The sequence below is a fragment of the Bradymonas sediminis genome (assembly GCF_003258315.1).
Classification (GTDB): domain Bacteria; phylum Myxococcota_A; class Bradymonadia; order Bradymonadales; family Bradymonadaceae; genus Bradymonas; species Bradymonas sediminis.
Genome location: NZ_CP030032.1, coordinates 1,568,138 through 1,593,926, shown reverse-complemented (window position 1 = coordinate 1,593,926; position 25,789 = coordinate 1,568,138). Strand labels below are relative to the sequence as shown.

Sequence of the window (25,789 nt, the reverse complement as noted above, 5' to 3'; positions counted from 1 at the left end):
CTTGCTATCAGAAAAGAGAGCCGGACTTCCTGGCTCACCCATAAATGTCTCGGAGCAGATGCAATGACCAAAATAATCGAAAGCAAACGACTTCTTACGCTCCTCTGCCTGGCCGCCGCGTTCAGCCTGACGACGGCTTGCGGAGACGACGCAAAGAAGGATGACAATAATACCCAAGCTGACGTCGTCGACGAAAGCGATGCCACTGGCGAAGGCGATACCACTGGCGAAGGCGACACCACTGGCGAAAGCGACACCACCGGCGAAAGCGACACCACCGGCGAAAGCGACACCACCGGCGAAGGCGCGACCTGCGACACCAACGGCTTCGTCGAAGCCGCCGAAATGTCGCAAGCGTTCGCCTCCGCCGAAGACTCTGTCTTAAAGGCGTACCTCACCAACTCCGAAGAGCTCCCGCTCGACGAGATGCTTATCGAGCTCTACGGCGACCTGGGCGGCGCCTCGGGCCCCGGGCAATACCAGATCGACGACGGTGATTACGCCACCTGCAGCAATTGCGTGATGATCAATACATTTGATGAGGCCGGCAACCCGACCCGCACCTATATGGCGCAAAGCGGCACGCTCGATATCACGAGCTTCGGCGCGCCCGGCGGGCAATTCACCGCGACCTTCACCGGTCTGGAGTTGGCCGAAGTCACGATTAACTTCGACACCCTGGAGACCACCCCCGTCGCCAACGGCGCAGGCTATTGCATCGACTCGCTCGCCTTCGACATCGCCGTCGAAGCGTTTCCCGATCCCGAGTAATCGCGCGGCAAGTCGGTCAAAACGCAGCAGCGAAACCGCCTAAGGATGGATAAATAAACCCGGTCTTTGCGACACCGCGAAGACCGGTTTTTATTTCATTCTACCTTGCGCGCGCACCGACGGCCCTTTACCTCTGCGCAAAACAGAAATGCGCCCCTTTGAGCTGCTCCTCCGGCGTGATAGCTCACACTGCTGGACTGTAGAAACACATAATTTTTGAGCGATACCCCGATTCATACGGAGCGAACCCCGATGCGAAAGATGATTGAAAGCAAGAAAATGTTGACGATGCTTTGCCTGGCCGCCGCGTTCAGCCTGGGCCTCACGGCTTGTGGCGACGATGACGACAAGTCCAAAGACAATAACACCTCCGCCGACGTCATCGACGAAAGTGATGTGACCCAAGAAGGCGACACCACCGAAGAAGGTGACACCACCGAAGAAGGTGACACCACCGAAGAAGGCGACACCACCGAAGAAGGCGACACCACCGAAGAAGGTGACACCACCGAAGAAGGTGACACCACCGAAGAAGGCGACACCACCGAAGACGCCTGCGACACCAACGGTTTCGTCTCCATGCATAGCGAGCTGATGGCCGACCAGGGCGTCATCGTCGTGCGCGAAACCAGCGGCGAAGCGTATCCGCAGGACCAGATGGTGCTCGAGCTCTACGGAGAGATGTTCTCCCAGGACTTCACCTATGAAGTCGGCGTGCCCTACCCGGTCGACGATCCCGATCCCGTCTCGTGCATGGAGTGCCTGACCATCGGCGTCAATTGCCCCGTTGGCACGGCGAGCACGGGCTCCTGCGAAGTGAACTACGCGGCGGTCGCCGGTGAGTTCACCATCACCGAGATGGACACCGAGGCAGGCGTCTTCAAGGCAACCCTCACCGGCGCGCAATTCGTCAACGTCGACGACGAGAATAGCGGCTGGTGCGTCGATAGCTTCGACTTCAATGAAATGCCGGCGCCGGCACCGGCGGAGTAACCCCGCCTGTGTTAAGCCAAGCTTGAGTCGACCTCCGCCTTGGGAGACGACTTGAGATAAATCCACCCAGATCACGCCGTCTCGGCGATTGGTCTGGGTGTTTTTTATTGAAAAATAGCGCCAAATACCGCTAAAGTGCCCCGCTCCCGGCCGCAAATCCCAAGAAAATCGCAGATTCCCCTCCGATTCCGGCAAATTCCACGCCCCAATCGCCAGTTCACCCTTGATAATGAAAACGATTTTCAACTATGGTGGCGCTGTATTGATATTGGCTTTCAATATCTACGCTTAATCTCAACCCTCGAGGTCCATCATGTCTGCGGCACTCCAAATTACTCAACCGAACTTCATCGGCCGTAAACTCAGTGATTTGAAACCCGGTGAGACGGCTAAGATCTGCCGCCTTTGCGGAAAAGGACGCACGGTTCAGCGCCTCTATGAGATGGGATTGCTTGAGGGGAATGAGATCGAAGTCGTGCGCTATGCGCCCTTCGGCGGCCCCGTCGAGATCTGTGTCTTTGATTACCATCTCTCGCTGCGCCGCAACGAAGCCGACTTGGTCGAAATTCAATGAGCTTAGATCGCACCCCACAAATCGCGCTGGTTGGAAACCCCAACACCGGTAAAACGACCCTCTTCAACGCGCTCACGGGGCTGCGACACAAAGTCGGCAACTACGCTGGCGTGACGGTCGACCGCAAGGTCGGCACGGTGGCTCTCGGGGAGCAAAAGGCCGACCTCATCGACCTGCCGGGGATCTATTCCCTGGCCGCGCACTCGCCCGACGAGATGGTCGCGGTCGATATGATCGCGTGGGCCCACGAGTTCGCCGACCACCCGGCCGACCTGCTGCTGGTGATCCTGGACGCCTCAAACCTGCGGCGAAACCTCTACCTCTACTCCCAGATTCTCGAGAGCAAACGCCCGGTGGTGGTCGCGTTGACCATGGTCGACGTCGCCCGAAAGAATAACATCACCATCGATATCGACCTGCTCACCGAGCGCCTTGGCGTTCCCGTGGTGCCGGTTCACGCCCAAAAATCTGAGGGAATCGAAGAGCTGAAGGCCGCGGTGTCGGCGCAAATCGCGCGCATCGACCAGGAGGGCCACGAGGCCGTCCTGCCGCCCGAACATCAGGTCCACGCCCAGCCCGTGCTCGACGGATTGGCCGAGCTTGGCGCGGCCTTTGAAGCCGCCGGCGCGCCCGTGCCGCCGGATTTCGTGCGCCTGCGCATGATCTTCGACGTCGACGGGTATCTGCTGCAATTGCTCGACGATAAGACCGCCAAGGCGCTGCGCCCGACCCTGGAGAAGATCAGAAAAGATATTACCACCCAGCGCGTGCTGCCCGCCCTTGAGGCGCACGCGCGCTATAGCTGGGTCGCCGAGCTGCTCGACGGAGTCGTCACCAAACCCGACGTGCGGGTCGCCACCTCCAGCGATAAAATTGACGCGATCATCACCCATAAGGTCTGGGGCACCGCGCTCTTTGTGGTCATCATGGTGACCATCTTCCAGGCGATCTTTGCCTGGGCGGCGCCCGCCATGGACCTTATCGAGGGCGTCTTTGGCAGCCTGGGCGACGTGGTGCGCGAGATGATGCCGCCCGGCGCGCTGCAAAGCCTGGTCGCCGATGGCATCATCGGCGGGGTCGGCGGGGTCATCGTCTTCGTGCCCCAGATTTTCATCCTCTTCCTGTTTATCGCCATCCTCGAGGATTGCGGCTACCTGGCGCGCGCGGCGGTGCTGATGGATAAGGTGATGAGCAAGGTGGGCCTGTCGGGCACCTCGTTTATCCCGATGCTCTCGGGCTTCGCCTGCGCCATCCCGTCGATCATGTCGGCGCGCACCATCGCGGACCATAAGGACCGCATGGCGACCATCCTCGTGATCCCCCTGATGAGCTGCTCGGCGCGCCTGCCGGTGTATATCCTGATCATCGCGGCCTTTGTGCCGGCGGTCTACGTCGCCGGCTTTATCAATCTGCAAAGCCTGGTGCTCATGGCGATGTATTCGCTGGGCATCATCGTGGCCGTGCCGGTGGCGTTTATCCTGAAGCGGACCGTGCTCAAGGGCCCGTCGCCGAGCTTCGTGATGGAGCTTCCGAGCTATAAATGGCCGGCCTGGAAGACCGTACTGGCGACCGCGGGCGGGCAGGCAAAGGCGTTCCTCGTCGACGCGGGCACGGTCATCTTGGCCGTCTCTATCGTCGTCTGGGCGCTGACGTATTTCCCGCGCTCCGAGGTGCGAAATCTCGAATTCGAAGAGGCGCGCCAGGAGGTCATGGTCCAGGGATTCGACGAGGAAAAACAAGCCGCCGCCCTGGTCGAGATCGACCACCAGGAGGAATCGGCCAATATCAACCATAGCTATCTGGCGAGCATGGGGAAGACGATTGAGCCCGTATTCGCGCCGCTTGGTTGGGATTGGAAGTTGAGCATGAGCGTGCTGGCGAGCTTCCCGGCGCGTGAGATTATCGTGGCGACCCTGGGCACCATCTATAGCGTGGGCTCCGACGCCGACGAGGAGTCCCAGGGCTTAAGGAGCGCGCTGCAGGACAGCCGCCACCCCGACGGCTCCAAGGTCTTTACGATCCCGGTGGCCATGTCGATCATGGTGTTCTTCGCGCTGTGCATGCAATGCTTCGCGACCCTCGCGATCATGCGCCGAGTCACCGGCTCCTGGAAATGGCCCGCTATCGCGTTTAGTTATATGACGCTGCTGGCCTATATCGGCGCGTTCCTCACCACGAAGATAGGAAACCTACTGCTATGACTACTCAAGATTGGATCGCCGCCGGCATCGCCCTGCTCGCCTTCTATTGGCTGCTCTGGCGCTTTGGTATCACCGGCTGGGTTTCAAGATTGGTATTCAAAGCGGCGCCGGCCGACGGCCCCACATCGGGCGGCGGATGCGCTAAATGCGACGATGACTGATTGAGTCATTAAGAGTCGGCGGCGCCACTTCACCCTGGCCTATTGAGGCGCGCGAAATAAAACGAGGCCCCCAACTTCGCCGGGCGAAGTCGGGGGCCTCGAAAATTATACGGTCAACGAAGCCCCTCAGGCTCCTCGCCGTCACCCGTTGGTGCACACGGCAGGCGCTTCACTAATGCAGACTGGAGCGTTTGGATCTTGGTGGATTCCACAACTCCCGCTCCTACATTGGTCGCTATTGTCGCAAGGCTCCCAATCGTCGATTAAGCCTGTAATACACGTGCGCTCACCCACGGCAGCATCGGGGTCGCAATAGGTGTCCGCATCACACTCCTCGCTCGTCGAGCAGAGTTGGCCCCCCCCTTTGCTCGCACGACACATACCGTCCGCATCACAATAGGCCCCTTCAACACAATTAAATGCGCACTCCTCGCCGATTTCGCCGATTTTCTCGCAGTGGTTGACCCATTCGTTGTCTGTATCGGGACTCCATGTTCGGATACACTCATACCCCTCCATGCAGGCTCCAGCAGCGTCTCCGCAATCGTCACCAGCGCCAGTCCGCGGGCGACATAGACCTAACTTGTCAGTATTTCCAAACTCAAGACCGACGCAATAATGGCCCTCGACACATTCCTCCGATGCGCTACATTCGCCGCCATCAGCGACCTTTGCTCGGAAAACGTGCTCGCACGCGTCGATCGAACCGTCTAGCGGAATGATTGTCTCGGCACATGACCTCCGCTGGAGTTCACGAAGGCATTCCGCTGCTGTATCAGCGTTGTATTCCATGCGCCCGGCTGCAACCGCATTGACCCTCAATTGATTATTGAGAGACATAATCGAGCCGAATTCAACGCGGCATTGAGCCTCGCTCTGATAATCCGAATAATAGCGGCCGAAAGCCAATAGGATCTCTTCGGTCGAGCAACAGGAGAATGCCTGTTCACAAATCGCTGCCGCGTAAGCGCTCGACCATTGCTCTACCGCTATTGAGGCATCATCGGAGTCTTCGCCTTCTCTTGTTATGGATCCATCATCCGGGTCGCCACAGGCTACAGACATGGTGAATATGACGCTAAGGAGTAAAAACGGTTTAAATATTGGACGCATTTCATCTTCCAAAGAATTAGATTCAATGGCGAGCCGGCCCCAAGGGCGGGCTCGCCAACTTTCTCCGGACACACCAGGACGCAAACGCATCAGGCCCCCATGCAGACTTGAGGTGCGTACGGCACGCACACCAAATTACCACTGCTGTCCGAGTCGGCTGACTCACAGCGGTTGCTCTCGCACTCCAGGCCACTCTCACATGCCTCGTCGATAGATTTCAGCGCGGTGCACTCGCTATCGCCCGAGCTAGAATTGGGGCAATAGGAGGTCTGGGGGTCGCACTGGCCTCGGCCCGGCGCGCATGTGTCGCCCATGGTTTTATACGCCTTACAGGTCTCGGAGGCCGAAGAGTCGAAAGCATCCACATCGCAATACGCGCCGTCGACGCAGCCAAATTGCAGACATTCCTCGCCAACTTCAGCGATGACCTGGCAGCTCGAGGCGCTCTCCTGAGTGACAGGATCATAGCGGTAGGAGCAAAAATACCCGTCCTGGCAGTCATCCTTCCAATCGCACGGGTCGTCGAGCCCGCCCAGCGGCGAACACACGCCCATTTTCGATGCCATACCGGTTGTTTCGTCGCGCTCAGCGCCGACACACTGGCCCTCACGACACTCCTCAGTGGTTGCGCAGTCTCCGCCCATATCAACCAGCCCAACGAATACAAGGTCGCATGAGGGGGGCGCCGGATTGACGCCGGGCCAAAGCCCCTCGGAGCAGGCCGCCGCCCGCATGTCGCTAATACACTCGCCGGCCCTATTTGAGTCGTAGCTGCTGCGCCCCTGGGCGACCGCGTCCTGCACTCCTTGGAGTGATTTTTCCAGCTGGGCGCCAAATGTGTTGAGACACTCTTCTTCTGTACTAAATGCGGCGTCGTTTAGCTCCTCGGTGATTTCCTGCGCCGAGCAGCAGGAGAAAATACGCTCACAAACGGCGCTTGAATACGCTTGGGGCATGGACTCCAAACTAACCGGCGCGGCCTTGCTTCCCTCGTCATCTCCGCAGCCACTTGAAAATCCAACCAAAGCCGCAGCGCATACGAAACACAGAATAACTCTTCGCATAATCCACTCTCAAAATTAAGAATACTAAATTGGAATCGTGAGGCCGGTAGCATCCCGAACTACGGTCTAATTTACAAGGGTAGACAGCCATCCGCCGTGGCTAAACCTCCGCCGGGAGCACCGCTGGCGTCGCGGGCGCGGGGCGCATGTCCGCGGCCAGGCGAATGCGAAATAGGCTGCCATTTCCCGGGGTCGACTCAACGTCGATGCTGCCGCCCAGGAGCGCGCAGAAATGGCGCGTGATCGTCAGCCCCAGCCCGGTGCCGCCGTATTGGCGCGTGGTGGAGGAGTCCGCCTGGGCGAAGGCCTCGAAGACCCGCCCGATCTCCTCGCTGCTCATGCCGACGCCGGTATCCTTGATCTCAAAATGGATCGCCCGCGGCGTCGTCGCCGGGGCGAATACCCGCAGGGAAACTTCGCCGTCTTTGGTAAACTTAAAGGCATTGCTCAATAAATTATATAAGATCTGGCGAACCTTGGTCGCATCAGAGCGCATCGTTCCCAGGCCCTCCGCGGTCTGTACGCGAAAGGTATCGCCCGACTTTATGGCCAGCGGCGCCAGGGTATTCTCGATATCTTGGACTAATTCCACGACGTCGAATTCCTCGATATATACGTCCATTTGACCGGCCTCGACTTTGGACAACTCGAGGATGTCACTGACCAGCGCCAGCAGATGCTTGCCGGCTGAGCGGATGCGCTCGACATCGGGCAAAAAACCGGTGACGGCCGCGACATTGTCGACCTCATCTTCCTGCATGAGGCCGATGTCTTCCTGAATCATCTCCGAATAGCCAATCACCGCGTTCAGCGGCGTGCGCAGTTCATGGCTCATCCGGGCGAGGAACTCGCTCTTGGCCTGACTCGCCTCGATGGCGGCGTCGCGGGCGCTACGAAGTTGCTCATTCACCACTTTTCGCTCGGTGATGTCGCGAAATACCAGGACGAGGCGGTCCTCGTGGCGGCCAAAGGCGATCTCGAGGGGGAACTCTCCGGTGGACTCGCGTTGGCCGCAATGCTCGAGGGTGTCGCCAAAGGTCTGGCCCTCCACGATGCGGCTCAGGGCGCCGGCGTCCAGCGAGGTGACAAGCTCAGCGATATTTCGCCCGATTATTTGCTGCGGGTCGCGCTCGAAGATGCACCCGGCGGCGGGGTTGGCGTTGAGTATTTCGCCGCCAATATGAACGGTCAGAATCCCGTCGGGGGCGGTCTCGAGCACCGCGCGGGTTTCGGCTTCCTTCTGGCGCAACGTCCCGGCCAGCCAGCTCTGAATATTGTCCTTGAGCTGCAAGAGCACAAAGGAGGTCACGCCCACCCCGACCAGCCCCAGCCCGAATTGGATATCGGCTTCGCGCTGCGAGCTAATTTCGGGGAAGGGAACGCCTGCCAAGGTCGCGCCAAGGATTCCCAGAAAGCTGAAGACGACGATGGCCAGCCACACTCGCGCGGTCCGGTTGCCCTGAAATAACGACGCGAGCAGGGGCAGCACCGGCAACCACACGGTCGACGAGCTATACAATCCCCCGCCCTCATAGATCGTCCACAATAGAACCGCGAAAACCGGCCCCAACACCAGATGCCCGGTCAGGCTCAGGTTGCCGGTTGAGCGCAGCACAAACGGCGCGCTGCCGACCACAACAATCCCCAGAAACATGGCGATGGACGACCCGTACAGCCCGGTCGCGATCGCGAGGAGTCCGCCCAGAAAGGCCCAGAAGATGATCACAAAGACGACGGTGATGCCGATGCGGGCATGCTTTACGTCAACCCCGGTCACATCCGCCGAACTCTCGGGGATAAAATAGTCGATAAATGCAGCGCTCATAATACGTCTCGACGCGAGTTTTTGACAGATTGAGGCGCGGGCCAGAAACGCCATCTCGTTGACGTTTTGACGGACTAACCAGCCCCCCTGCACACAGCCTTCACCAGAACTCAATCTGTAATCGTGAGTTCACCAATATAGAAGGAAAGCAAGGCACAGGGCAACCAATATGATCGAAATCAGGCGGCCCGGCGCGCGGCGAGGGGCTGGACATCTGCGGCGACAATGATGTTAAATCCCCCGGTATTTCTCGCACAAAGACGACCACCACCAAGCCCGCGCCGCCGCGCGCCCGGCGGTGGGTTGATTCATATCCATTGTCCCCGGTGAATCCATGAATCGTAAGTTTAGCTCCCGACAGATCAGAGAGACCCTCGCAAAATATCCAGCGCTCAGCGAGGACCCAGTCGCCCTGAGATTATTGCCGGTTGTGAGTCTCCCCACTGGCATGAGCAGCGCGGGATTTGCCTACCTAGACCGGCGCGCCTTCGAGATATTTCGCGACACCATCGCGCACCTATTTTCCATGGGCACGCGGGTGCTCACCGCCTGCGAGACCTTGAAATCGGCGGCGGCCGAACACGAGGACTTGCTGGGGGTTGAGGGCGCCGAGAATGTGCGGCGCGCGTGTGAGGTGGTCCGGCGGGCGGTGCAGACCGCGGCGATCACCGCGCCCCCGGACCTATGGCTGATGCGCCACATCCTGGGCGTGCACCAGGAGCTTGGCCTCGGCGCGCGATTGCTGGCAGGCGAGGCGATCGACCCGCAGGATTGCCGGGTCAGGGTCGACGGCGAGGAGGTCTTGCTCGACGCCGAACAATTGGCCATCGACCTCGACTTTCTGCTAGCCCGCGGGATCGTCGAGCAATATGACGAGACGTTTCGCATCGCCGGCCACCCACGCGTCGCCGCGCTGCTTGAGCAATTGAACCCCATTCCCGGGTCCCACCCGATCCCGGCGGCGATGGTCTGGGCGAAGCTCTTCGATGCGCAAAAAACGCTGACCCCCGAAGAAGCGCGCGCGCTGGAAACCCTGGGCGCGAGCGCCCCGCCGCGGCGCGTCGAGGTCGCGCAAAACCACTGGATTCCGACCCTGGACGAAGTCCAATTGGGCTATCTGCTCGTGCCGGTTGTGCTGGGATTGCGCGCAGCCAGGCGAACCAAGGAGTTGCGCGAAGGCGTGGCGCTTCGCCCGGGCGACCTCAGCGCCGACAATAAGGAAGGCGCCCGCGCGGCGCTCAATATCCTGGAGTCAGCGGGTTGGGTCACCCGGGTCGACGACGCCCGGTGGAGCGTCAACGCGTTGGGCGCGCGCGGTTTCGCGCGCGGCCCCGGCCCCTTTGGCATCATCCAAACCTACCACCCCTATATGGCCCAGGCCCGCGAGATTCTTCTGCACGGGCGCAGCAACGTCTGGGTGCGCCGCGGCGAGAATGTCGGGGCGAGCCAGGACGCCAACCGCAAGACCTTCCGGCTGGCCAACGACGCGCTCGACCGCTTCGCCGCCGACACCGGCTTTGCGTATGACGTTTTTATCGAACACGCGATTGGGCGCGGGGAGGCGACGCGCCAGCGATTTGAGCGCTCTGGCGAAGACACAATTCGCTACTTTGGCGCCGACCTGGAAGACGCCGCCATCGACGCGGCGGTGCTCGAACAACAGGCCGGGCGACTGCCCAAAAATATGGAGTTTGTGCGCCAGGCCGATATCGGAAAACCCGGGCGCCTGCTCGACGCGCTGCGCGCCGCCGGCGTATCCACCCAGGGCGCGGTGATGCTGGTGGGCAACGGCTTTCATGAAGCGCGCGACCAGACCGACGCGAGCATGGTCGAGATCTTTAAGGAATATCAGGATGCGGGCATCGTTTTGCTCTTCACCGAGGAGAACGCCCTGTCGATCGACGACCTGCGCGCGACCGCCTGGAATACCTACCACGCGGGCTTTAAATATGTGCACGAGAAGTCGGGACAATGCCTGCGCCCGGCCTCCCCTCGCCCGACCCCGCGGCTGGGGGCGCCGCTGCGGGCGGCGTGGAGCGAATGCGCGACCCGCGCAGGCTATGTGCGCATGGACGCCTACGCCACGCGCACCCGCACCATCTATCCCTACGCGCGCCCTGGACGGCCCAACCCGTCCATCAGCGTCAACCACTTCTTTGTGCCCCGGGCGCTCTTTGAGACGCTAGGCTCGGGTCTAACTTAAGGTTTGAGGAGGCCCGCCAGCGCGCAAACCTTGCGGACAGACAATCTTGGCTTTAATTCGGTGCGAGGATGGGCTAAGGGCTTGCCGAGTTAAGGTAGTAGTCCGTAAAAACCGCCCCTAAAACCCCTTAGGAACCCAATCATGAAAGACTTTGATATCTATTGGCAGGACGCCGTCGCCATGCTCGCCGGTGTTTGGTTGGCGCTTGTTTTGGGCCTCGAGATTAGCTCTTTGACCATCGCCGAAGGTTGGCTCACCTATGTCGCGGGTTGCTGTGCGGCGATGTTCGCCTCGGCCGGGTTTACCAGCAAAGTCCCGGCCTTCTCCTGGGCCGCGGCGGCCACCGGCGTCATCGCCATCCTGACCCCCCTGGTCATCAGCCCCACCGATAATACCCTCGTTCTAGTGAGCATGCTGGCCGGCGGCGCGGTGATTACGCTATTGTCGGCCTGGTCTGCCGTCATCAAGAAGAACGCCTCCAAACAAGAGGCCAAAGCTAGCTAAGTCGATTTCGACATAAATCCACCACAGCCCAACGAGACGCCGTGCTTAAATTTTTCGCCAAGATTTACCTCAAACTCGTGGGCTGGAGCGTGGACTCCGAGCTGCCCGAAGGCGTCGACAAATTTGTAATCATCGCCGCGCCGCATACCAGCAATTGGGACTTCCCGATCACGCTGGCGGTGGCGGCGATGATCGACATGAAATTCTTTTTTGTCGGCAAACATACGATGTTTCGCCCGCCGGTCGGCGGCCTCTTCAAAAAACTCGGCGGCATCCCGGTCGATCGATCGAAGAGCCGCAACTTCGTCGACCAGATCGCCGACGCCTTCGCCCAAGCCGACCGCATGGCCTTGGGGATCGCCCCGGAGGGCACCCGCTCCAAGCGCAAATATTGGAAGTCCGGCTTCTATTATATCGCGCGCGCGGCCGATGTGCCGATCGTGCTGGGCTACCTCGACTATAAGACCAGGCGCGGCGGCCTGGGACCCATCATCGACTCGTCCCAGCCGGTCGAGGTCGTGATGGAGCAGGTCCGCGAGTTCTACGCGGGCAAAGAAGGCCGAAACCACGACCAATACACACCTCCGAGGCTTCGGGTCGAAGACGAAGCCGCCGAGGATGCCGCTGAGGCGCCCAAAGCGGCCGCGGCAAAAGCCGAACAATCCATCGAAGAAACGGCTTAACTCGGCTGTTTTATAACTCGGCCAAAGACAACGTCTTGGCCGAGTTCTTTACTCTGGCGACCTCTCCTCCGACAGATATTCCATGCGCGCACGACGCACCGAGACCCCCTCCGCACCCAAATTAGATTGGGAGATTTTTCGCACCCTGCTGCCCTATATTTGGGAGTATCGGGGGCGCTCGATCATCGCGATGGTGCTGCTGCTGCTGGCGAAGGTCGCCACGGTCAGCGTGCCGCTGGTGCTCAAGCGCATGGTCGATGTGCTCGACGCCTCCTCGGGCGCCATACTCGCCCTGCCGCTGGGCCTCTTGCTCGGCTACGGGGCGCTGCGCTTTACCGCGTCGGCTTTTGAGGAATTGCGAGCGGCCCTCTTCGCGCGCATGCGCTACGGGATCATGCGCAAGATCTCCTTGCAGGTCATCAGTCACCTGCACGATTTGTCGCTGCGCTTCCACCTTGAACGCCAGACCGGCGCCATCACCCGCGACATCAACCGCGGGGCGAGCAGCATCAGTAACCTGTTGAATTACCTGCTTTTTCGCATCGTTCCGACGCTGGTCGAGATCGGGCTGGTCGCCGCGGTTTTGCTCAAAACCTACGACGCCTGGTTCGCGTTGGTGGTGGTCGTCACCTTCACGATCTATGTCGCGCTGACGCTGGTGGTCACCGAGTGGCGGCTGCGCCACCGCGTCGCCATGAATAAGGCCGAATCGCGCGCAAACGCCCACGCCATCGACGCGCTCATCAACTATGAGACGGTTAAATATTTCGGCAACGAGGCGTTCGAGGTCGCCCGCTACGACGAGGATCTTATCAAATGGGAGGCGGCCGCGGTGCGCTCCCAAAGCTCGCTGTCGCTGCTCAACCTGACGCAGGGCCTGGTCATCGCGGTCGGCGTCACCCTCATCATGGTCCTCGCCGCAAAGGGCGTGGTCGCCGGCGAGATGAGCGTGGGCGACCTGGTCGCGGTTAACGCGTACCTGCTCCAGGTCTTCTTGCCGCTCGGGTTTCTCGGCACGATCTATAGCGTCATCAAGCACGCGCTGAGCGATATGGAGCGCATGTTTGAGCTGCTCGACCGGGAGCCCGAGGTCCAGGATATCCCCGACGCCCAGGACCTGAAGGTCGAGCTTGGTGAGGTGCGCTTCGAGGAGGTCGAGTTTGGCTATGACGCCGAGCGCCAGATTATCCACGGCCTGAGCTTTCGGGTCCCCGCCGGCAAAAAACTCGCCATCGTCGGCCCCAGCGGCGCCGGAAAGTCCACCCTCGCTCGCCTGCTCTACCGATTCTACGACGTCGACGCCGGCACCATCACCCTCGACGGGCAGGACATCGCGAAGGCAACCCAGCGAAGCGTGCGCGACGCCATCGCCATCGTCCCCCAGGACACGGTCCTCTTTAACGACACGATCTTCTATAATATCCACTACGCCAACCTCGACGCGACCCGCGAGGAGGTCGTCGAGGCCGCGCGCGTGGCGGCGATCCACGACTTTATCGAATCCCTCCCCGACGGCTACGACACCGTGGTCGGCGAGCGCGGGCTGAAGCTGTCGGGCGGCGAGAAGCAGCGCGTGGCCATCGCCCGCGCGGTGCTCAAAAACCCGCGCATATTGATCTTCGACGAGGCGACCTCCTCGCTCGACTCCGCCAGCGAGCAGTCCATCTTGAGCGCGCTGCGCGACGTCGCCGCCGAGCACACCACCATCTCCATCGCGCATCGCCTGTCGACCATCACCGACAGCGACGAGATCCTGGTGATGGACGGCGGCCGCATCAGCGAGCGCGGCACCCACGCCGAACTCATGGTCCTGAACGGCGTCTATACGAATATGTGGCGCCTGCAGCAGGCGGAGGATGATAGCTGCGAGGCGTCGGTAGAGCCGCTGAGCCCTTGAGTTTGTAGCGTACGCAGCGACTTCGATGGTCTCCGCGCGCGCGCCTAAGCCTCCGAGTCAACTTTCGACCAGCATCTCAATCTGCTGCGCGCACCACTCGGGGCGCTCGATATGCAGGGCGTGGGCGGCGTGGGCGGCGGTGCGAACCTGGTGGTCGAGGGCGGCGAGTTTTTGGCCGAGTTGGTGGTATTTGGGATCGTCTGCGCCGACGAGCCAGGTGGTCTTGGGCGCGTCGCCCCGCAGCGCGTCGAGGCGCGGCCAATTTGAAGGCTGGAGCCCGGGGCTAAGCTCGGTGATGACCCGGGCGATGGCCGCGGGGTTTTGAGCCTTTCGACGGGCGAGCATCGCCTCGAAGCCGGAGGTGTTGCGCAGGCCGCCGAAGATGGGCAGCCGGTACCAATCGGCGAGGAAGGCGTCGAATTCCTGGCGAATACGGGTGGCGCGCAGGGCGTCCTGGGCGCGACGAAGTTCGCGTTGCGCGGTGTCCTCGATGCCCGGTGAGGTCGAAATTAGGACGAGGTTCGCGACGCTCTCCGGGTAGTCGAGGGCGCATTGGAGGGCCAGGCGACCACCCATCGAATAGCCGACGAGCGTCGGCCTCCCCAACGGCGCGAGCACGTCTTCTCGCAAGGGTCTGGCGAGCTGGCGCAGTGAGATGGAGGTGTCCGGCAGCGGGGTTTTGCCGTGGCCGGCGAGCTCCACGCCGATGCACCGATAGCGCCTCCCCAGGCGCTCAATCATCGGCGCATAGTCGGCCGGTCCGCCCATAAACCCGTGTAAGAAGACGAGCGTGGGGGCGCTGGCTCCGGGACCTTCGGATAGCTGGGTTGCGCTAACTAACTTCACAATTTGCCTCATTGGGTATGCTTAGCCGGCGTGGCGAAAGGTCAGGTTGATGCGGCGTCTGCCAAGCACGGGGTGTTCGGCGTCGCTGAGTTTTCGCACGCCGTGGAAGCGAAGGCGCGCCGGACCGCCCCAGACCATGACATCGGCGTGCTGCAGCGGGACAGCCTGAACCCGGTCGCCCCGGGATATGCCGCCGAACTCGAAAACCGCCGCGATGCCCAGGGAGACCGAGACGATCGGCTGGCCGAAGTCGCGCTCGTTTTTGTCCTGATGCAGCGACATGCGCGCGCCGGGCTCATATTGATTGATAAGACAGCTATCGGGGACGAACCCATCGAAGCCAGCCTCGGCCGCGGCGCTTTTGGCGAGTGCTTTGAAGGCCTGGGGCATCTCGGGCCAGGGTTGGCCGCTGTTGGGATCAATCTGCTGGTAGCGGTAACCGCGATGGTCGCTCACCCAACCCAGTGCCCCGCAATTGCTCATCGCGACCGACATGCGGTGGCCGCCCGGGGTCTGCCAATGGCGAAACGGCGACTGGCGGATAATGCGGCTCAGGCCGCGGATCAGCGCGTCCATGCTGGGCTGGGCGAAGCGGCGAAGCACCAGCGCGCCGGCGGCCAATTCCTGGCGGTCGGGCCCGGCCATGCCGGGGTCATTGAATAATTCCAGGGTCATGATTTGCCACTCAGGGACGAAGTCTCGAAGATCAATTGCTGCCCCCGGGCGGCAGCCTCGCGCTCGAGCAAGGCGCGCTTTCGCGCGACGCCCCAACGATACCCGGACAAACCGCCGTCACTTCGCACGATGCGATGACACGGCACGGCCAGCGACACACGGTTGGCGGCGCAAGCTCCCGCGACTGCGCGTGAGGCGGTGGGTCGGCCGATCGCCCGGGCAATCTCGGCGTAGGTCGCCCGGTGCCCGAGCGGGACTTGGCGCAACGCCTGCCAGACCTGTTGCTGAAACTCCGTTCCGTGAAGGTCGAGCGCGATGTCGAGTTCGTGGGCGGGCGCGTCGATAAAGGCTATAATCTTTGCAAATACGCCCTTCACATTGGGCGATGCGTGTCTAGTATCGGCGCGCCTGGCGTTGGGATAGAGTTTTTGCAGCGCGCGCTCAAGCGCGTCGCTGTCCTCCCCCATAAATATCGCGCAGACGCCTCTGGGAGTCTGCGCTACCAACACCATATCGAGCGAGGATTCGCCCAGGAGATACGAAACCGCGGGCGCTTCGCTGCCAATCCGGGCGTTTTTTTGCTTCATGTTCATCTCGCATCAGTGGCGCGTCGCGATAAGTCGCCGCGAGAATTTTATACGGCGCAGCGATGCCAATCAGCGCATCCATTCGCACGCCGAAGGTCTTAAAAGGAACGCATTATGTCCAGCCTCTTCGAACCTTTCAACTTGGGGGCGATTACCCTGAAGAATCGCGTCGCAATGGCCCCGATGACGCGCTCGCGCGCGGTTGATGAGGGGAAAGCCGACGCCCAAACCGCGCTCTATTATACCCAACGCGCGTCGGCCGGCCTCATCATCAGTGAGGGCGTCGCGATCTCTGAGCAGAGTCAGGGCTATCTCTTTGTGCCGGGCCTGTACACCGAAGCACAGGTCGAGGCGTGGCGCCCGGTGACCGAGTCGGTGCATCAGGCAGGCGGTCGCATCTTCGCCCAGCTCTGGCATGTCGGGCGCATCTCTCATCCGTCGGCGCGCGCCGATGGCGGCGCGCCCGTAAGCTCGGTGGCGGTGCAGGCGAAAAACTCGACCTGCTATGGCTACCGCGACGATGGCACACCCGGGCGCATCCCGCCGGCCACGCCGCGCGCCCTGAGCATCGCCGAGATCCAGCAGACCATCGAGGATTACGCACAGGCGGCCGAAAACGCGATCCGCGCGGGCTTCGATGGCGTCGAGATTCACGCCGCCAACGGCTACCTGATCGAGCAATTTATCAACGCCACGCTCAACACCCGCGCCGACCGCTACGGCGGCGCGACCATCGAAAACCGCGCTCGCCTCGCCCTTGAGGTGCTCGACGCCGTTGTCGCGCGCATTGGCGGGGAGCGCACCGCGATTCGCTTCGCCCCATTCGGGCGCTTTGCAGATATGCACCCCTTCGCCGACGAGGAGCAAACCTGGCTCTATATGGCCGAGCAGCTCAACGCGCGAACGCTGGCGTTTGTGCATTTTAATAATCAGCTCAGCGGCGACCAGCGCTGCATTAAGCCGGACTTTTTGGGGCGCTTTCGCGCAGCCTATGACGGCGTGCTGATGATGGCGGGCGGTCTCAACCGCGCCCTCGCAGACTCCCTGCTAAACGAAGGACTCATCGATCTAGCGGCCTTCGGGGTTCCCTATATCGCAAACCCCGACCTGGTCGCGCGCATGCAAAATAACTGGCCGATCGCCACGCCCAACGCCGAGACGATCTACGGCGGCGGCACCGAGGGATATACCGACTATCCGGCCTACCAGAGCGCCTAGGCGAGCGGCGGAGCCCACGAAAATATGCGCTCACAAAACGTGTTGTTCGGGAAGGATTCAGACGCGCGTCGATAGGACTGGACACCGGTGCGAATATCGCCCAATGATAGAGCGTATCTTCTTTGAATAGAAACGCGCACAATTTGGTTCTCCTGTGCGAGCGCTCGACGGCTCCCAACGAATCGAAAAGCGTCGGACAAGATGCGACTAAACAGCCCATTCACTTCTTTTTGATAGGAAACAAATCATGACCCAGCACCCATATCATAACGAGCACGACCCCGGCGCGTATTACGGAGGCGGCGTCGCCAACGCGGCCAGCGCCGTGTTGGACGAGCGCCTGGCCTTTATGCGGCGCACCTATTTGCATCTGGGCGGGGCGATCGCGCTCTTCGTCGCGTTCACCACTCTGCTCATCAATTCACCGATTGCCGAGCCACTTATTAAGATGATGGTCGGCGGGCGCTTCTCCTGGCTGATCGTGATGGCGCTCTTTATCGGCACCGGCATGCTCGCGGATTGGTGGGCGCGCAATATGAACTCGCGCCCCATGCAATACCTCGGGCTGACGCTGGGCGTGGTGAGCTACGCGGTGGTCTTCGTGCCGATGATGTATATGGCCGCGTTCTATTCTTCGGCGCATGTGCTGCCGACCGCGGCGCTGATTACCCTGTCGGTGTTTAGCGTGTTGACCGGCTTTGTCCTGGTATCTAAACGCGACTTCTCGGCGCTTCGCACTGGCCTCGTGGTGATGAGCGCCCTGGCGATGGCCGCCATCGTCGCCGGTGTGCGCTTCGGCTTTAGCCTTGGGCTTGGCTTCTCGATCTTGATGGTCGGCCTGTCGGCTGGCTATGTGGTCTACTATACCTCGAACGTGCTACATCATTATCGCACCGACCAGCATGTCGCCGCGGCGCTTGCGCTGTTCTCCTCCATCGCGATGATGTTCTGGTATATCCTGAGCCTGGTGATGGGCCGCGACTGAAACAGCGGTTAGCGCTTAACGAATTCGCCCCGCTCAAGCGCCGATATCGGCGTCTGAGCGGGGCGTTTTTTTGCGTCAGGCGCTATCGCCTAAACTTATTCATCGTCCATCTGACGGGTTACGCTCACTGCGTAGTCCAACTCAACATTACGATCGGCGGTGATCTTCCCTTGCAGGTGGTCCTCGGTCGTCTTGGTCGCCACGAGGGTAAACATCTCGTCCGGGTCGGTGGTGGGGTTCCACTTCAGCGTGAGGGTCGTTCCGTCGAAGCTTCCGACGGCGATCTCGCCCGACTGCCCGTCAATGCCGCCCTCATAGAGAGCGTTACCCATAACGAAATCACCGGTCACCTCCGAGTCGCCTTCGTCCTGGAAGGTATCGAAATACGCGACGGGCGCATCCTGAGTGGGCTCAGCCACTCGCCAAGAGCCGTTCATAAATCCAGGCTCGAGCAGCTCGTATTCACCGGGCTCCTTGCCGTGGCCTTCGCCCTCTTCGTCCGAGACGCCACCGGTGTCGGCCTCATCTCCGGAGCCAGTGTCCGGCTTAGCGGTCTCGGTGTTGGTGTTATTGCCGGCTGTAAGCTTCTTATTGCTCGTGTCACACGCAGCCGCGCCCAGCGACAGGGTGAGCGCCGCGGCAAAGATGACTATCCGGAGCATCGTCGAGTTTTTCATGGTCTCGCCTTCTATCAATCGTTGATCAAATTATAAACAACTTATTCGGGCTCTTCGCCCGTGTTCAGGCCGACTCAGTTGGTCGGGACGTAGACGCTCGCGCAGCTCGGGTTGCCGCGGATGCGGCCGCAATAGTCCGAGCAGGCATAACCGTCGCCCTGCGAAACTTCGATATGCCCGTAGCGCGCGTGGGCTCCCATGCAGCCAGCGCCCCATGCAATCACGGCGCCGCGAGGAGCCTGGGTGGGCGGAGTGTTCACTTTCTTCAGCCCAACAGTGGAAGCCAGCGTGCTGGCCGAGGCGCGGTCCGCCGCGCGCTTGAATCCGGCAGCGGAGACCTGAACACTGTAGCCGCTCATGCCAACCGCGCTTGCCAGGCGGTCAATATCAGCGCGGGTCGCCACCTGGGCACGAATCATCGCGGCCTTGACGAATTTCCAACATGAGCCGGTGCTATAGCCGCCCCGCCCGTTGCTGCAGCGTGCGGCGCCTCCGCCGTTGCCGACCGGGGAGCACACGCTGCTCTCTTGTCCCAGCGTCGACGCCGACTCGGAGCCACTGCCCCCGCTGCCCTGCTCGGTGATGATCTCAATCGTGTCGGTGGCGATAAGGTTGCCATTGGCGTCGTAGGCGTTGGCGACCACCGGGTGCACGCGCATATAGTTGAAGGTATACTCAATCGCGAAATTCGGCTTGGCGGTGCTCGACCCAATGGTCACGCTACCGTCTGCGATATACTCAACGCGCGAGACGTTCGCCGAGGCGTTAACCGAGAAGCGAACCGTCGGCTCCTGAGTGCTGCCATGGGCGGGCTCGGCAAATTTCACAAAGGTATTCGAGACTCGAAGCGCCGCGTTGCCGCGGACATCTTCGGAGACAACCGTCCAGGTCGCGCCGTCGGCGGAGATGGCAACCTGTGCCGTTCCGCTCACCGCACAATCGCTCATGCTGCCATAATTCGACTGCACGACGTTGATGGTATCACCGGGGCTGAAACCCCCGTCGATACTCAGCACGATCTCACCTGAGGTTCGGATTCCCGCGACGGTGGAGGAGCGGTTGTCACAAGTCGTATTGTCCGGACGTCCCAGGGCGGCGCTGGGGCGAACCGCATTCTCGGAGGAGCGCACCGCGTTGGCCATGCGCGAAGCCCCATCAGCGGTCGAGACCGAGACGCTGTCGAGCTCGAAGCCAGGGACGGTGTCGTTATATCCGATGGGCCAGTCGCTCATCGCGCGGACGCGCACATAACGATATGTAGGCGTGTCGCCCGAGGTGCCGCCGCCCGAGGAATCATCGCAGCTCGCGTCTTCGCCACGGGCATAGTTGAGGATGCGGTCCAGACGCGCATAGAGGTTTGAGCCGGGGCATTCGGTCGAGCCGTGGTCACGGTGCGCCGAAATCACGTTGCCGCTGACATCAATATTATATTTTTTCCCAAGATAGCGGATCAACTTCCCAGCGGCCGCCAATTGCTCTTCGGTCGGCTGGCGCGAGTTATAATTGCCCAAAAACGAGATGCCGAGCTTGCCGGTGTTCTGCCCGGCGACATGCGCGCCGACGCGATCCGAGGGGTTGCCAGCGTAGATGCGTCCCTGCTGGTCAACCAGGTAGTGGTACCCGATATCCGCCCAGGTGCCGCCCTCGCGCGCCATATGGTCACGCTGAACTTGGCGGATGGTGGCCTTCGGATTCGAGTCGTTATTCGAGGTCACCGTGTGGTGGATCGTGAATTGCTTCGGCGTATGCTTGGGGCGGTTATATTTGGGACGAAGCGCGCCCCACTGAGAACGGGTGATGATGGTCGGGTCGGCGCTGTTGACGTCACAGGTATTATCACTCTCAACTTCGCCAATCGGATTATTCTCGCCGCCGGGGTTGCTGCTGGAGCCACCGCTGGTGTCGACGCAGGCACCGCCCAATTGAGCGATACGAATATCGTCGCCGTAGAAGAAGCGAAGGATGCGCTCGTGGCTATAATTATTATTGCCCAGGCAATTGGCCCCGTTTTGCGACATCGCGCCGCGGTTCGCGGGGCTTCTGCTCCAACCCAGCGACGACGGTTTGACGCGTCCACCGATGCGCCCCTGATTATACGTCACGTGTTTTTGGGTGCCGGCGGTCCCCGATGCCATGCACGTGCGCGAGTTCACGTTCCTGGAACCCGCGACATAGAACGGCAGGATTAACTTGCCATTGTGCGTCAGGACCTGGCCGGACGTCTCACGGACCGCCTGGCGAGCGCGCTCAGACACCGGTTTATTGCAACGATAGTCCTGGTCGCGAACTGTCGGCGACAGCGGTCGTCCCTCAACTTCGTTAATGTATTTTGCGTATCCTCGCGCCGCAATCGCCTGCGCCTTCAGGGCCTCCATTGGCGCCCCCTCGTTCTCACAGGTCACGACTTTCGCCAGGTATTCATCCTCGACATTCAGCGTGCCATATCCGTCGACCCTCACCGAGCAAAAGTCGGTCAGTTCTCCACGACGCATCTCCCACTCAGGGCCTTCCTCGTTGAGCAGTGGCAAGTCGTCGTCGGCCATCCCGCAGCCAACGGCGACGAATCCGACGAGCAAAAAAACCAGATATCGCCATCTTTTCATATTCTGAGCTGTCATATGTGTTCTCAGCTGAAGTATTGCTGACCAAAAATTACCCATCCAGCTATAAAATAATGCAAGTAGAGTGCCACATCAATCTCACTCATCTCTTCATCTCGACAAGAACGGCTGAGTGGGCCAATAAAATAGGGGACTTTCTCGACTTGAAGAACATTTAGACCCCAGACCAGCGACATCTTGTCACACCCATTACCCTAATGGGGGGGAATGTCCCCATAGGTCACACCCTATGCTACATGCACCTACATCAGCACGGCCGCGCTACAACTCACCACAGAAAACGCAAATCAGCCCGCCCGGGCCAAGCGCATCGCGCCGACCAAACTGCCCACTCGTAGCCATCCGCTTCGACGCAATGAAAGCGCCGCGCCGCCCTAGGAATTCGAAAAGTGGCGGCGCGATTGTAGGCGTGCGGTGTTACGAATTCCCGCCGTCATCCTCGCCCGCCTCAACCTCCGACGACGCCTGTGGCGAGAATCGCTCCCCCTCGCGCTCGTCAATCGCCAACGCCCTCTTGAACGCCTCGCGACTCGTGCAACGCGCGACATAATCGGCGATAGGTCCGTCCGTGGGCAGCGCCCCGAACATCATCCCAAAGCGAAGGCCCGCGCCGACCAGGATATCCGCCGCGCTGAACGTCTCGCCGAGCAGCCAATCTCCCTGCGAAACACCGTCGGTCGCGACGCGCACCATCTCATCAAACGATCCCCAGGCGAGGCTCGAAGGTGCCGGTGTCCAACCGAATAGTTTTTCGCCGAGCGCTGGCTCAATTATCGCGCTCGCAAAGAAGATCCAGCGCAAATAATCCGGGCGCTTCGGGTCATCCGCCCCAGGCGCCAACCCGCCCTCCGCATAGAGGTCGGCCAGGTAGATCGCGATAGCGCCGATCTCGGGCACCGCCCTGCCCCGGTCGACCACCATCGGAACCTTTCCCATCGGATTAAGCGCGAGATAATCCGGCTGCTTATGCCGGCCCGTCGACAGGTCAAAACTCTCCAACACGTAGTCTTCGCCGAGTTCTTCGAGCAGCCAAAGAGCGGTGAAGGCGCGGGTTCGCGGGGCATAATAAAGGGTCAGATCGGCGGTCGTCATCAGCGCTCCATTTTAATGAATGAGGAAGTATTCAACAGATGTTGGCGGCTCACAGCTACACAAAAATTCAGTACGGGGCGTAAACTATCGTCCCCGCTCCATTCGCGTCAAGAAGATTCTCATTTATCTCAACCTTCCGCGCCGGAGCGCCGCGCCAACCGTCGAATTCGCTCATATAGAACGGACTTGCCGGGTCCCCGGAATAGCCTCCGGGGATCGCGATATAGCTCACGGAATCACCTGCATTCATCACGTGAAGCATCCGTACCGCTGCGCCGGTGTCGCAGCTAAAGTTGAAGTCATTAAAGCCATGAGGGCACCGTTTTATCGAAAACTCGGCGCCCCCGTGCCCAAAGAACGGCTGGCGCGCGCTCGCGCCCGGCCGCGCGTAGGTGTCCGAAGGCGTCGGCAGACTCGCCGCCAGCGCGACGCCGTGCATTCGCCCCCAAACCCAGTCCGAATAACTCGCTGATCCAGGCGACGGAATCGCGCGCCCGAGCGCCTCGCCAAGCGCTGCGCTACGCGCAAATCTATCCGCCGCACGAACCACCGAATGCACCAACGCGCTGAGTCGCGTTTCGTCCAAATTTGGCGTCCGTAGGTCGTCAAAAATTCGGGAGTCGCGAAGGCTCGGGTCGTAGGTCTGCGCAGCTTCTGGCTGCTCCAATAGATAAACGAGCGAGCGAATCAGAAGTTGGCTTGCGCCCGCAAACCGAAACTCGCCCGCCGCAAAATAGCCGAGCTTATCAAATTCATCGGCATAGACGGCTTTGAGCAGCTCCACCATCGCCGCGTTAAATAGGCTCGCGGCCGCGCTGCGCCCGCGATCCGGGCCGGTGGGCGATCGTGTCGCCGGCGCCGCATAATCCCAGGCGTCGAGGAGGTCGCGGTACTCAACCAATACGTCAATTCGACCGGCGTAAAGGTCAAGCAATACATTAACTTCCTCATCATCCGAACCGTGAAGACTCGCCGTCGTGACCACGTCGATGGCGTTGACCATCCGTTGCGCGACGCGCTCGGCCAGCGGGTCGACCGCGTCATGTTGAATCGCCATCTGCGCGTCGACGCTCAGGGTCTGCTCGAAGGCCGTCGCGCTCTCGATCAGGGAAGTGATGCGCTCGGCGCGAAATCCGACGTCGAAAAACGCCCCAATATAATAGAGTTCGTCGAAGGGATTATTATTGAGCGCGCCGCCCGTCGGGTCATTGTCGGCGATGACGATGAAGCGTTTTTGGGGGTTATAAGCGTGGGGGATGCGCCGGTCGTCGAGCAGACCACTCCACTCCGCCCCGCCGCTCCCAGGCAGAATGAAGATGGGCGCGTTGCCCCGAGGGTTGTTGCGCGGATGATAATTGAGCGCGTCCACCTGGCGCCGGGCGATATCGGATTGCCCCGAATAAAAGATCTGCCCGGAGCTAAAGCCAAATACGAAGTTCCCAAATCCAACGCCGTGCTGATTCAGCGCGGCTTCGGCTTCAAGCGGCGTCTTCGCGCGCCACAACCCCATCAAAAAATCCATCTCATTATTTGCCCGAAGCCCCGCCCATTTGACCGACAGCGCCTGGCCGCTTCGACGCACGAGCGGCCGACCATCTTCAAGCGTCGGAAGAATCGGCCCGTGGTGCGGCACCACCTCCACCACCAGGTCGAGCGTCTCGCTCACCTCCCCGGCGCTCCCCACTTTGATGGTTTCGGTGATTCGCTCAACCGGAACCTGCAGCCCCTCAAATAGCACGGTGGGAATCTCAGCTGCGTCTGAGTCTCCACGGACCTCTTCTGCGTAGACATCGCTATAATCGTATTGACTCGCAGACGCGCCCCAGGCGACCGCATCGCTTCGCCCAAGCGCCACGCCAGGCAGCCCCATCAGCGCCGCGCCGACCAACTTCAGCGGCGCGCGCCCGTCTATATCATCATTGAGCTCCATATGAATCGGATAGAATATCGTGGGCAACCCGAGCCCAAGATGCGGGTCATTTGCCACCGTCGGATTGCCCGACTCCGTGAGCTCTCCACCAAGCACCCAACTATTTCCACCCACCTTCAACGCGCCCCGGCGACCGAAAATATCCAGCTCGCCCATGCCCTCTAAATCGTCCAAACCCTCGTGGAGCGCCAACGCCCGCTCGATCAATTTGGGGCTGACATCGGGCGCCTGCGCGCTGGAGGTATTAGGCAAAATTATCGCGCTGCTATTTCCGGCGGGAAGCCCGTCGATATGGGTCGTGTGGGCAGCCGGGGCCAGGCGCAGGACATCGGCGAGGAACCCGTGGCGCGCGGCGAAGTCGCCGCTGGGGGCGTCGGGGGCAAAGGTGTCGAGGACCTTCTGGCGCAACCCGTGCCACTCAATCCAGGTCGGCGCCGAATAGCTCAAGTAAAGGGCGAGCAATTTCGACACCGCCATCACATCGGCGGGCTGCCAGTCTGGCAGCGCATGGGGCGGCATCGCCTCGGCCATCCCCCCGGGGAGCGCCACTTCCCCCGCCCGGTATTTGGCCAGAAACGCGTTCACCCCGGCGCAATAGGCCATCAACGCCTGAGAGGACTGCGAATCCGGGTCATATTCGGCCCGCAGATAGCGCTCAGCGCTACGCTTCAACCCGAGCGAGCGCATCATCACGTCGCTGCGCCGCGCATCCACTGAGGCATCGCCCCAGATCTCCGCGAGCGTCCCGGTCGCGAGGCGCCGGTAGAACTCCATCTGCGCGAAACGGTCGCTCGCGTAGGTATATCCGTTGATAAAAAAGAGGTCTTCGAGGGATTCGGCGAAGATATGGTGCATGCCGAATGCGTCGGTCATCACCTTCACCGGGCGGCGAAGCTGCGCCCGGATATCGGGGTCGCCCACGAGCGGGTCAGGGGCGAGATCTATATCGGGGTTGCTGGCGTCCGCGTCGGACGTTGGGCCTGCGTCGAGGCTCAGCTGCGCGTCGCCCTCGGGCGAGGACGACGCGTCACGACCGGCGTCGCTATGAGGTGTGTCATGATTGGGAAGACGCTGATTCGAACCCTCGGAACAACCCGCAAGCGCGAGCCCACACAAGATGAACCCACGCAGCAGATAATTTCGCATCATCGTCTTCCCAATTTAGCGGC

General features: G+C 61.0%; 20 protein-coding genes. 11 read left to right on the top strand and 9 right to left on the bottom strand.

All coding sequences use genetic code 11. The features are described 5' to 3' along the window. The first annotated feature begins 63 nt into the window (after window positions 1–63). The 5 genes from DN745_RS05930 to DN745_RS19240 all read left to right on the top strand — a co-directional run bounded on the left by DN745_RS05930 (window position 64) and on the right by DN745_RS19240 (window position 4,700). Window positions 64–771, top strand: a complete 708-nt coding sequence (locus DN745_RS05930) for a hypothetical protein (protein ID WP_111332968.1) — start codon at window positions 64–66, stop codon at window positions 769–771. 279 nt (window positions 772–1,050) lie between these two features. After that, window positions 1,051–1,764, top strand: coding sequence for a hypothetical protein (locus DN745_RS19245; protein ID WP_162687492.1), 714 nt, complete (start codon window positions 1,051–1,053; stop codon window positions 1,762–1,764). 313 nt (window positions 1,765–2,077) lie between these two features. After that, entirely contained in the window at window positions 2,078–2,338 is a 261-nt protein-coding gene (locus DN745_RS05915) for a FeoA family protein (RefSeq protein WP_111332965.1), read from the top strand. Next, on the top strand, window positions 2,335–4,539 hold the full coding sequence (feoB, locus tag DN745_RS05910; protein ID WP_111332963.1) for a ferrous iron transport protein B: 2,205 nt from the start codon (window positions 2,335–2,337) through the stop codon (window positions 4,537–4,539). The genes DN745_RS05915 and feoB overlap by 4 nt, the downstream gene beginning before the upstream one ends. Continuing rightward, window positions 4,536–4,700, top strand: a complete 165-nt coding sequence (locus tag DN745_RS19240; RefSeq protein ID WP_162687491.1) for a hypothetical protein — start codon at window positions 4,536–4,538, stop codon at window positions 4,698–4,700. The genes feoB and DN745_RS19240 overlap by 4 nt, the downstream gene beginning before the upstream one ends. A 1,202-nt stretch (window positions 4,701–5,902) precedes the next feature. On the opposite strand, the gene DN745_RS05905 is transcribed toward DN745_RS19240, so the two are convergent. Continuing rightward, window positions 5,903–6,769, bottom strand: a complete 867-nt coding sequence (locus tag DN745_RS05905) for a hypothetical protein (protein ID WP_133622050.1) — start codon at window positions 6,767–6,769, stop codon at window positions 5,903–5,905. Between the two features lie 208 nt (window positions 6,770–6,977). After that, a complete protein-coding gene (locus DN745_RS05900) occupies window positions 6,978–8,702 on the bottom strand; it encodes a PAS domain-containing sensor histidine kinase (RefSeq protein WP_162687490.1) in 1,725 nt (574 codons plus the stop codon). Between the two features lie 430 nt (window positions 8,703–9,132). Between DN745_RS05900 and DN745_RS05895 the strand changes: the two genes are divergently transcribed. From DN745_RS05895 to DN745_RS05880, 4 genes are all read left to right on the top strand, one after another. Next, window positions 9,133–10,905 carry a hypothetical protein gene (locus DN745_RS05895; protein WP_133622048.1) on the top strand — a complete coding sequence of 591 codons (1,773 nt, stop codon included), beginning with the start codon at window positions 9,133–9,135 and terminating at the stop codon, window positions 10,903–10,905. A gap of 141 nt (window positions 10,906–11,046) precedes the next feature. Next, window positions 11,047–11,409, top strand: coding sequence for a hypothetical protein (locus tag DN745_RS05890; RefSeq protein WP_111332957.1), 363 nt, complete (start codon window positions 11,047–11,049; stop codon window positions 11,407–11,409). A 41-nt stretch (window positions 11,410–11,450) separates the two neighbouring features. Further along, complete coding sequence (locus DN745_RS05885; RefSeq protein WP_111332955.1) at window positions 11,451–12,092, top strand: lysophospholipid acyltransferase family protein; 642 nt, start codon at window positions 11,451–11,453, stop codon at window positions 12,090–12,092. Between the two features lie 82 nt (window positions 12,093–12,174). After that, complete coding sequence (locus DN745_RS05880) at window positions 12,175–13,989, top strand: ABCB family ABC transporter ATP-binding protein/permease (RefSeq protein WP_111332954.1); 1,815 nt, start codon at window positions 12,175–12,177, stop codon at window positions 13,987–13,989. 57 nt (window positions 13,990–14,046) lie between these two features. Here DN745_RS05880 and DN745_RS05875 read toward each other — a convergent pair whose 3' ends face one another. Genes DN745_RS05875 through DN745_RS05865 form a run of 3 tightly spaced genes read right to left on the bottom strand, consistent with a single transcriptional unit; the run spans window position 14,047 to window position 16,097 of the window. Further along, window positions 14,047–14,835: an alpha/beta fold hydrolase gene (locus tag DN745_RS05875; protein WP_162687489.1), complete on the bottom strand. Its 789-nt coding sequence runs from the start codon at window positions 14,833–14,835 to the stop codon at window positions 14,047–14,049. Window positions 14,836–14,856: 21 nt separating this feature from the next. Continuing rightward, entirely contained in the window at window positions 14,857–15,510 is a 654-nt protein-coding gene (gene alkB, locus DN745_RS05870) for a DNA oxidative demethylase AlkB (protein WP_111332950.1), read from the bottom strand. Next, on the bottom strand, window positions 15,507–16,097 hold the full coding sequence (locus DN745_RS05865; protein ID WP_162687488.1) for a methylated-DNA--[protein]-cysteine S-methyltransferase: 591 nt from the start codon (window positions 16,095–16,097) through the stop codon (window positions 15,507–15,509). The genes alkB and DN745_RS05865 overlap by 4 nt, the downstream gene beginning before the upstream one ends. A 114-nt stretch (window positions 16,098–16,211) precedes the next feature. On the opposite strand from DN745_RS05865, the gene DN745_RS05860 reads away from it, so the two are divergent. Next, window positions 16,212–17,315, top strand: coding sequence for an alkene reductase (locus tag DN745_RS05860; protein WP_111332947.1), 1,104 nt, complete (start codon window positions 16,212–16,214; stop codon window positions 17,313–17,315). A gap of 247 nt (window positions 17,316–17,562) precedes the next feature. Continuing rightward, on the top strand, window positions 17,563–18,300 hold the full coding sequence (locus DN745_RS05855) for a Bax inhibitor-1/YccA family protein (RefSeq protein ID WP_111332946.1): 738 nt from the start codon (window positions 17,563–17,565) through the stop codon (window positions 18,298–18,300). A 95-nt stretch (window positions 18,301–18,395) separates the two neighbouring features. Here DN745_RS05855 and DN745_RS05850 read toward each other — a convergent pair whose 3' ends face one another. From DN745_RS05850 to DN745_RS05835, 4 genes are all read right to left on the bottom strand, one after another. Then, window positions 18,396–18,977: a hypothetical protein gene (locus DN745_RS05850; RefSeq protein ID WP_111332944.1), complete on the bottom strand. Its 582-nt coding sequence runs from the start codon at window positions 18,975–18,977 to the stop codon at window positions 18,396–18,398. A 74-nt stretch (window positions 18,978–19,051) separates the two neighbouring features. After that, complete coding sequence (locus tag DN745_RS05845) at window positions 19,052–21,580, bottom strand: N-acetylmuramoyl-L-alanine amidase (RefSeq protein ID WP_162687487.1); 2,529 nt, start codon at window positions 21,578–21,580, stop codon at window positions 19,052–19,054. Between the two features lie 435 nt (window positions 21,581–22,015). Next, a complete protein-coding gene (locus DN745_RS05840) occupies window positions 22,016–22,690 on the bottom strand; it encodes a glutathione S-transferase family protein (protein WP_111332941.1) in 675 nt (224 codons plus the stop codon). Window positions 22,691–22,757: 67 nt separating this feature from the next. Continuing rightward, on the bottom strand, window positions 22,758–25,769 hold the full coding sequence (locus tag DN745_RS05835; RefSeq protein ID WP_111332940.1) for a penicillin acylase family protein: 3,012 nt from the start codon (window positions 25,767–25,769) through the stop codon (window positions 22,758–22,760). Between the last annotated feature and the right edge of the window lie 20 nt (window positions 25,770–25,789).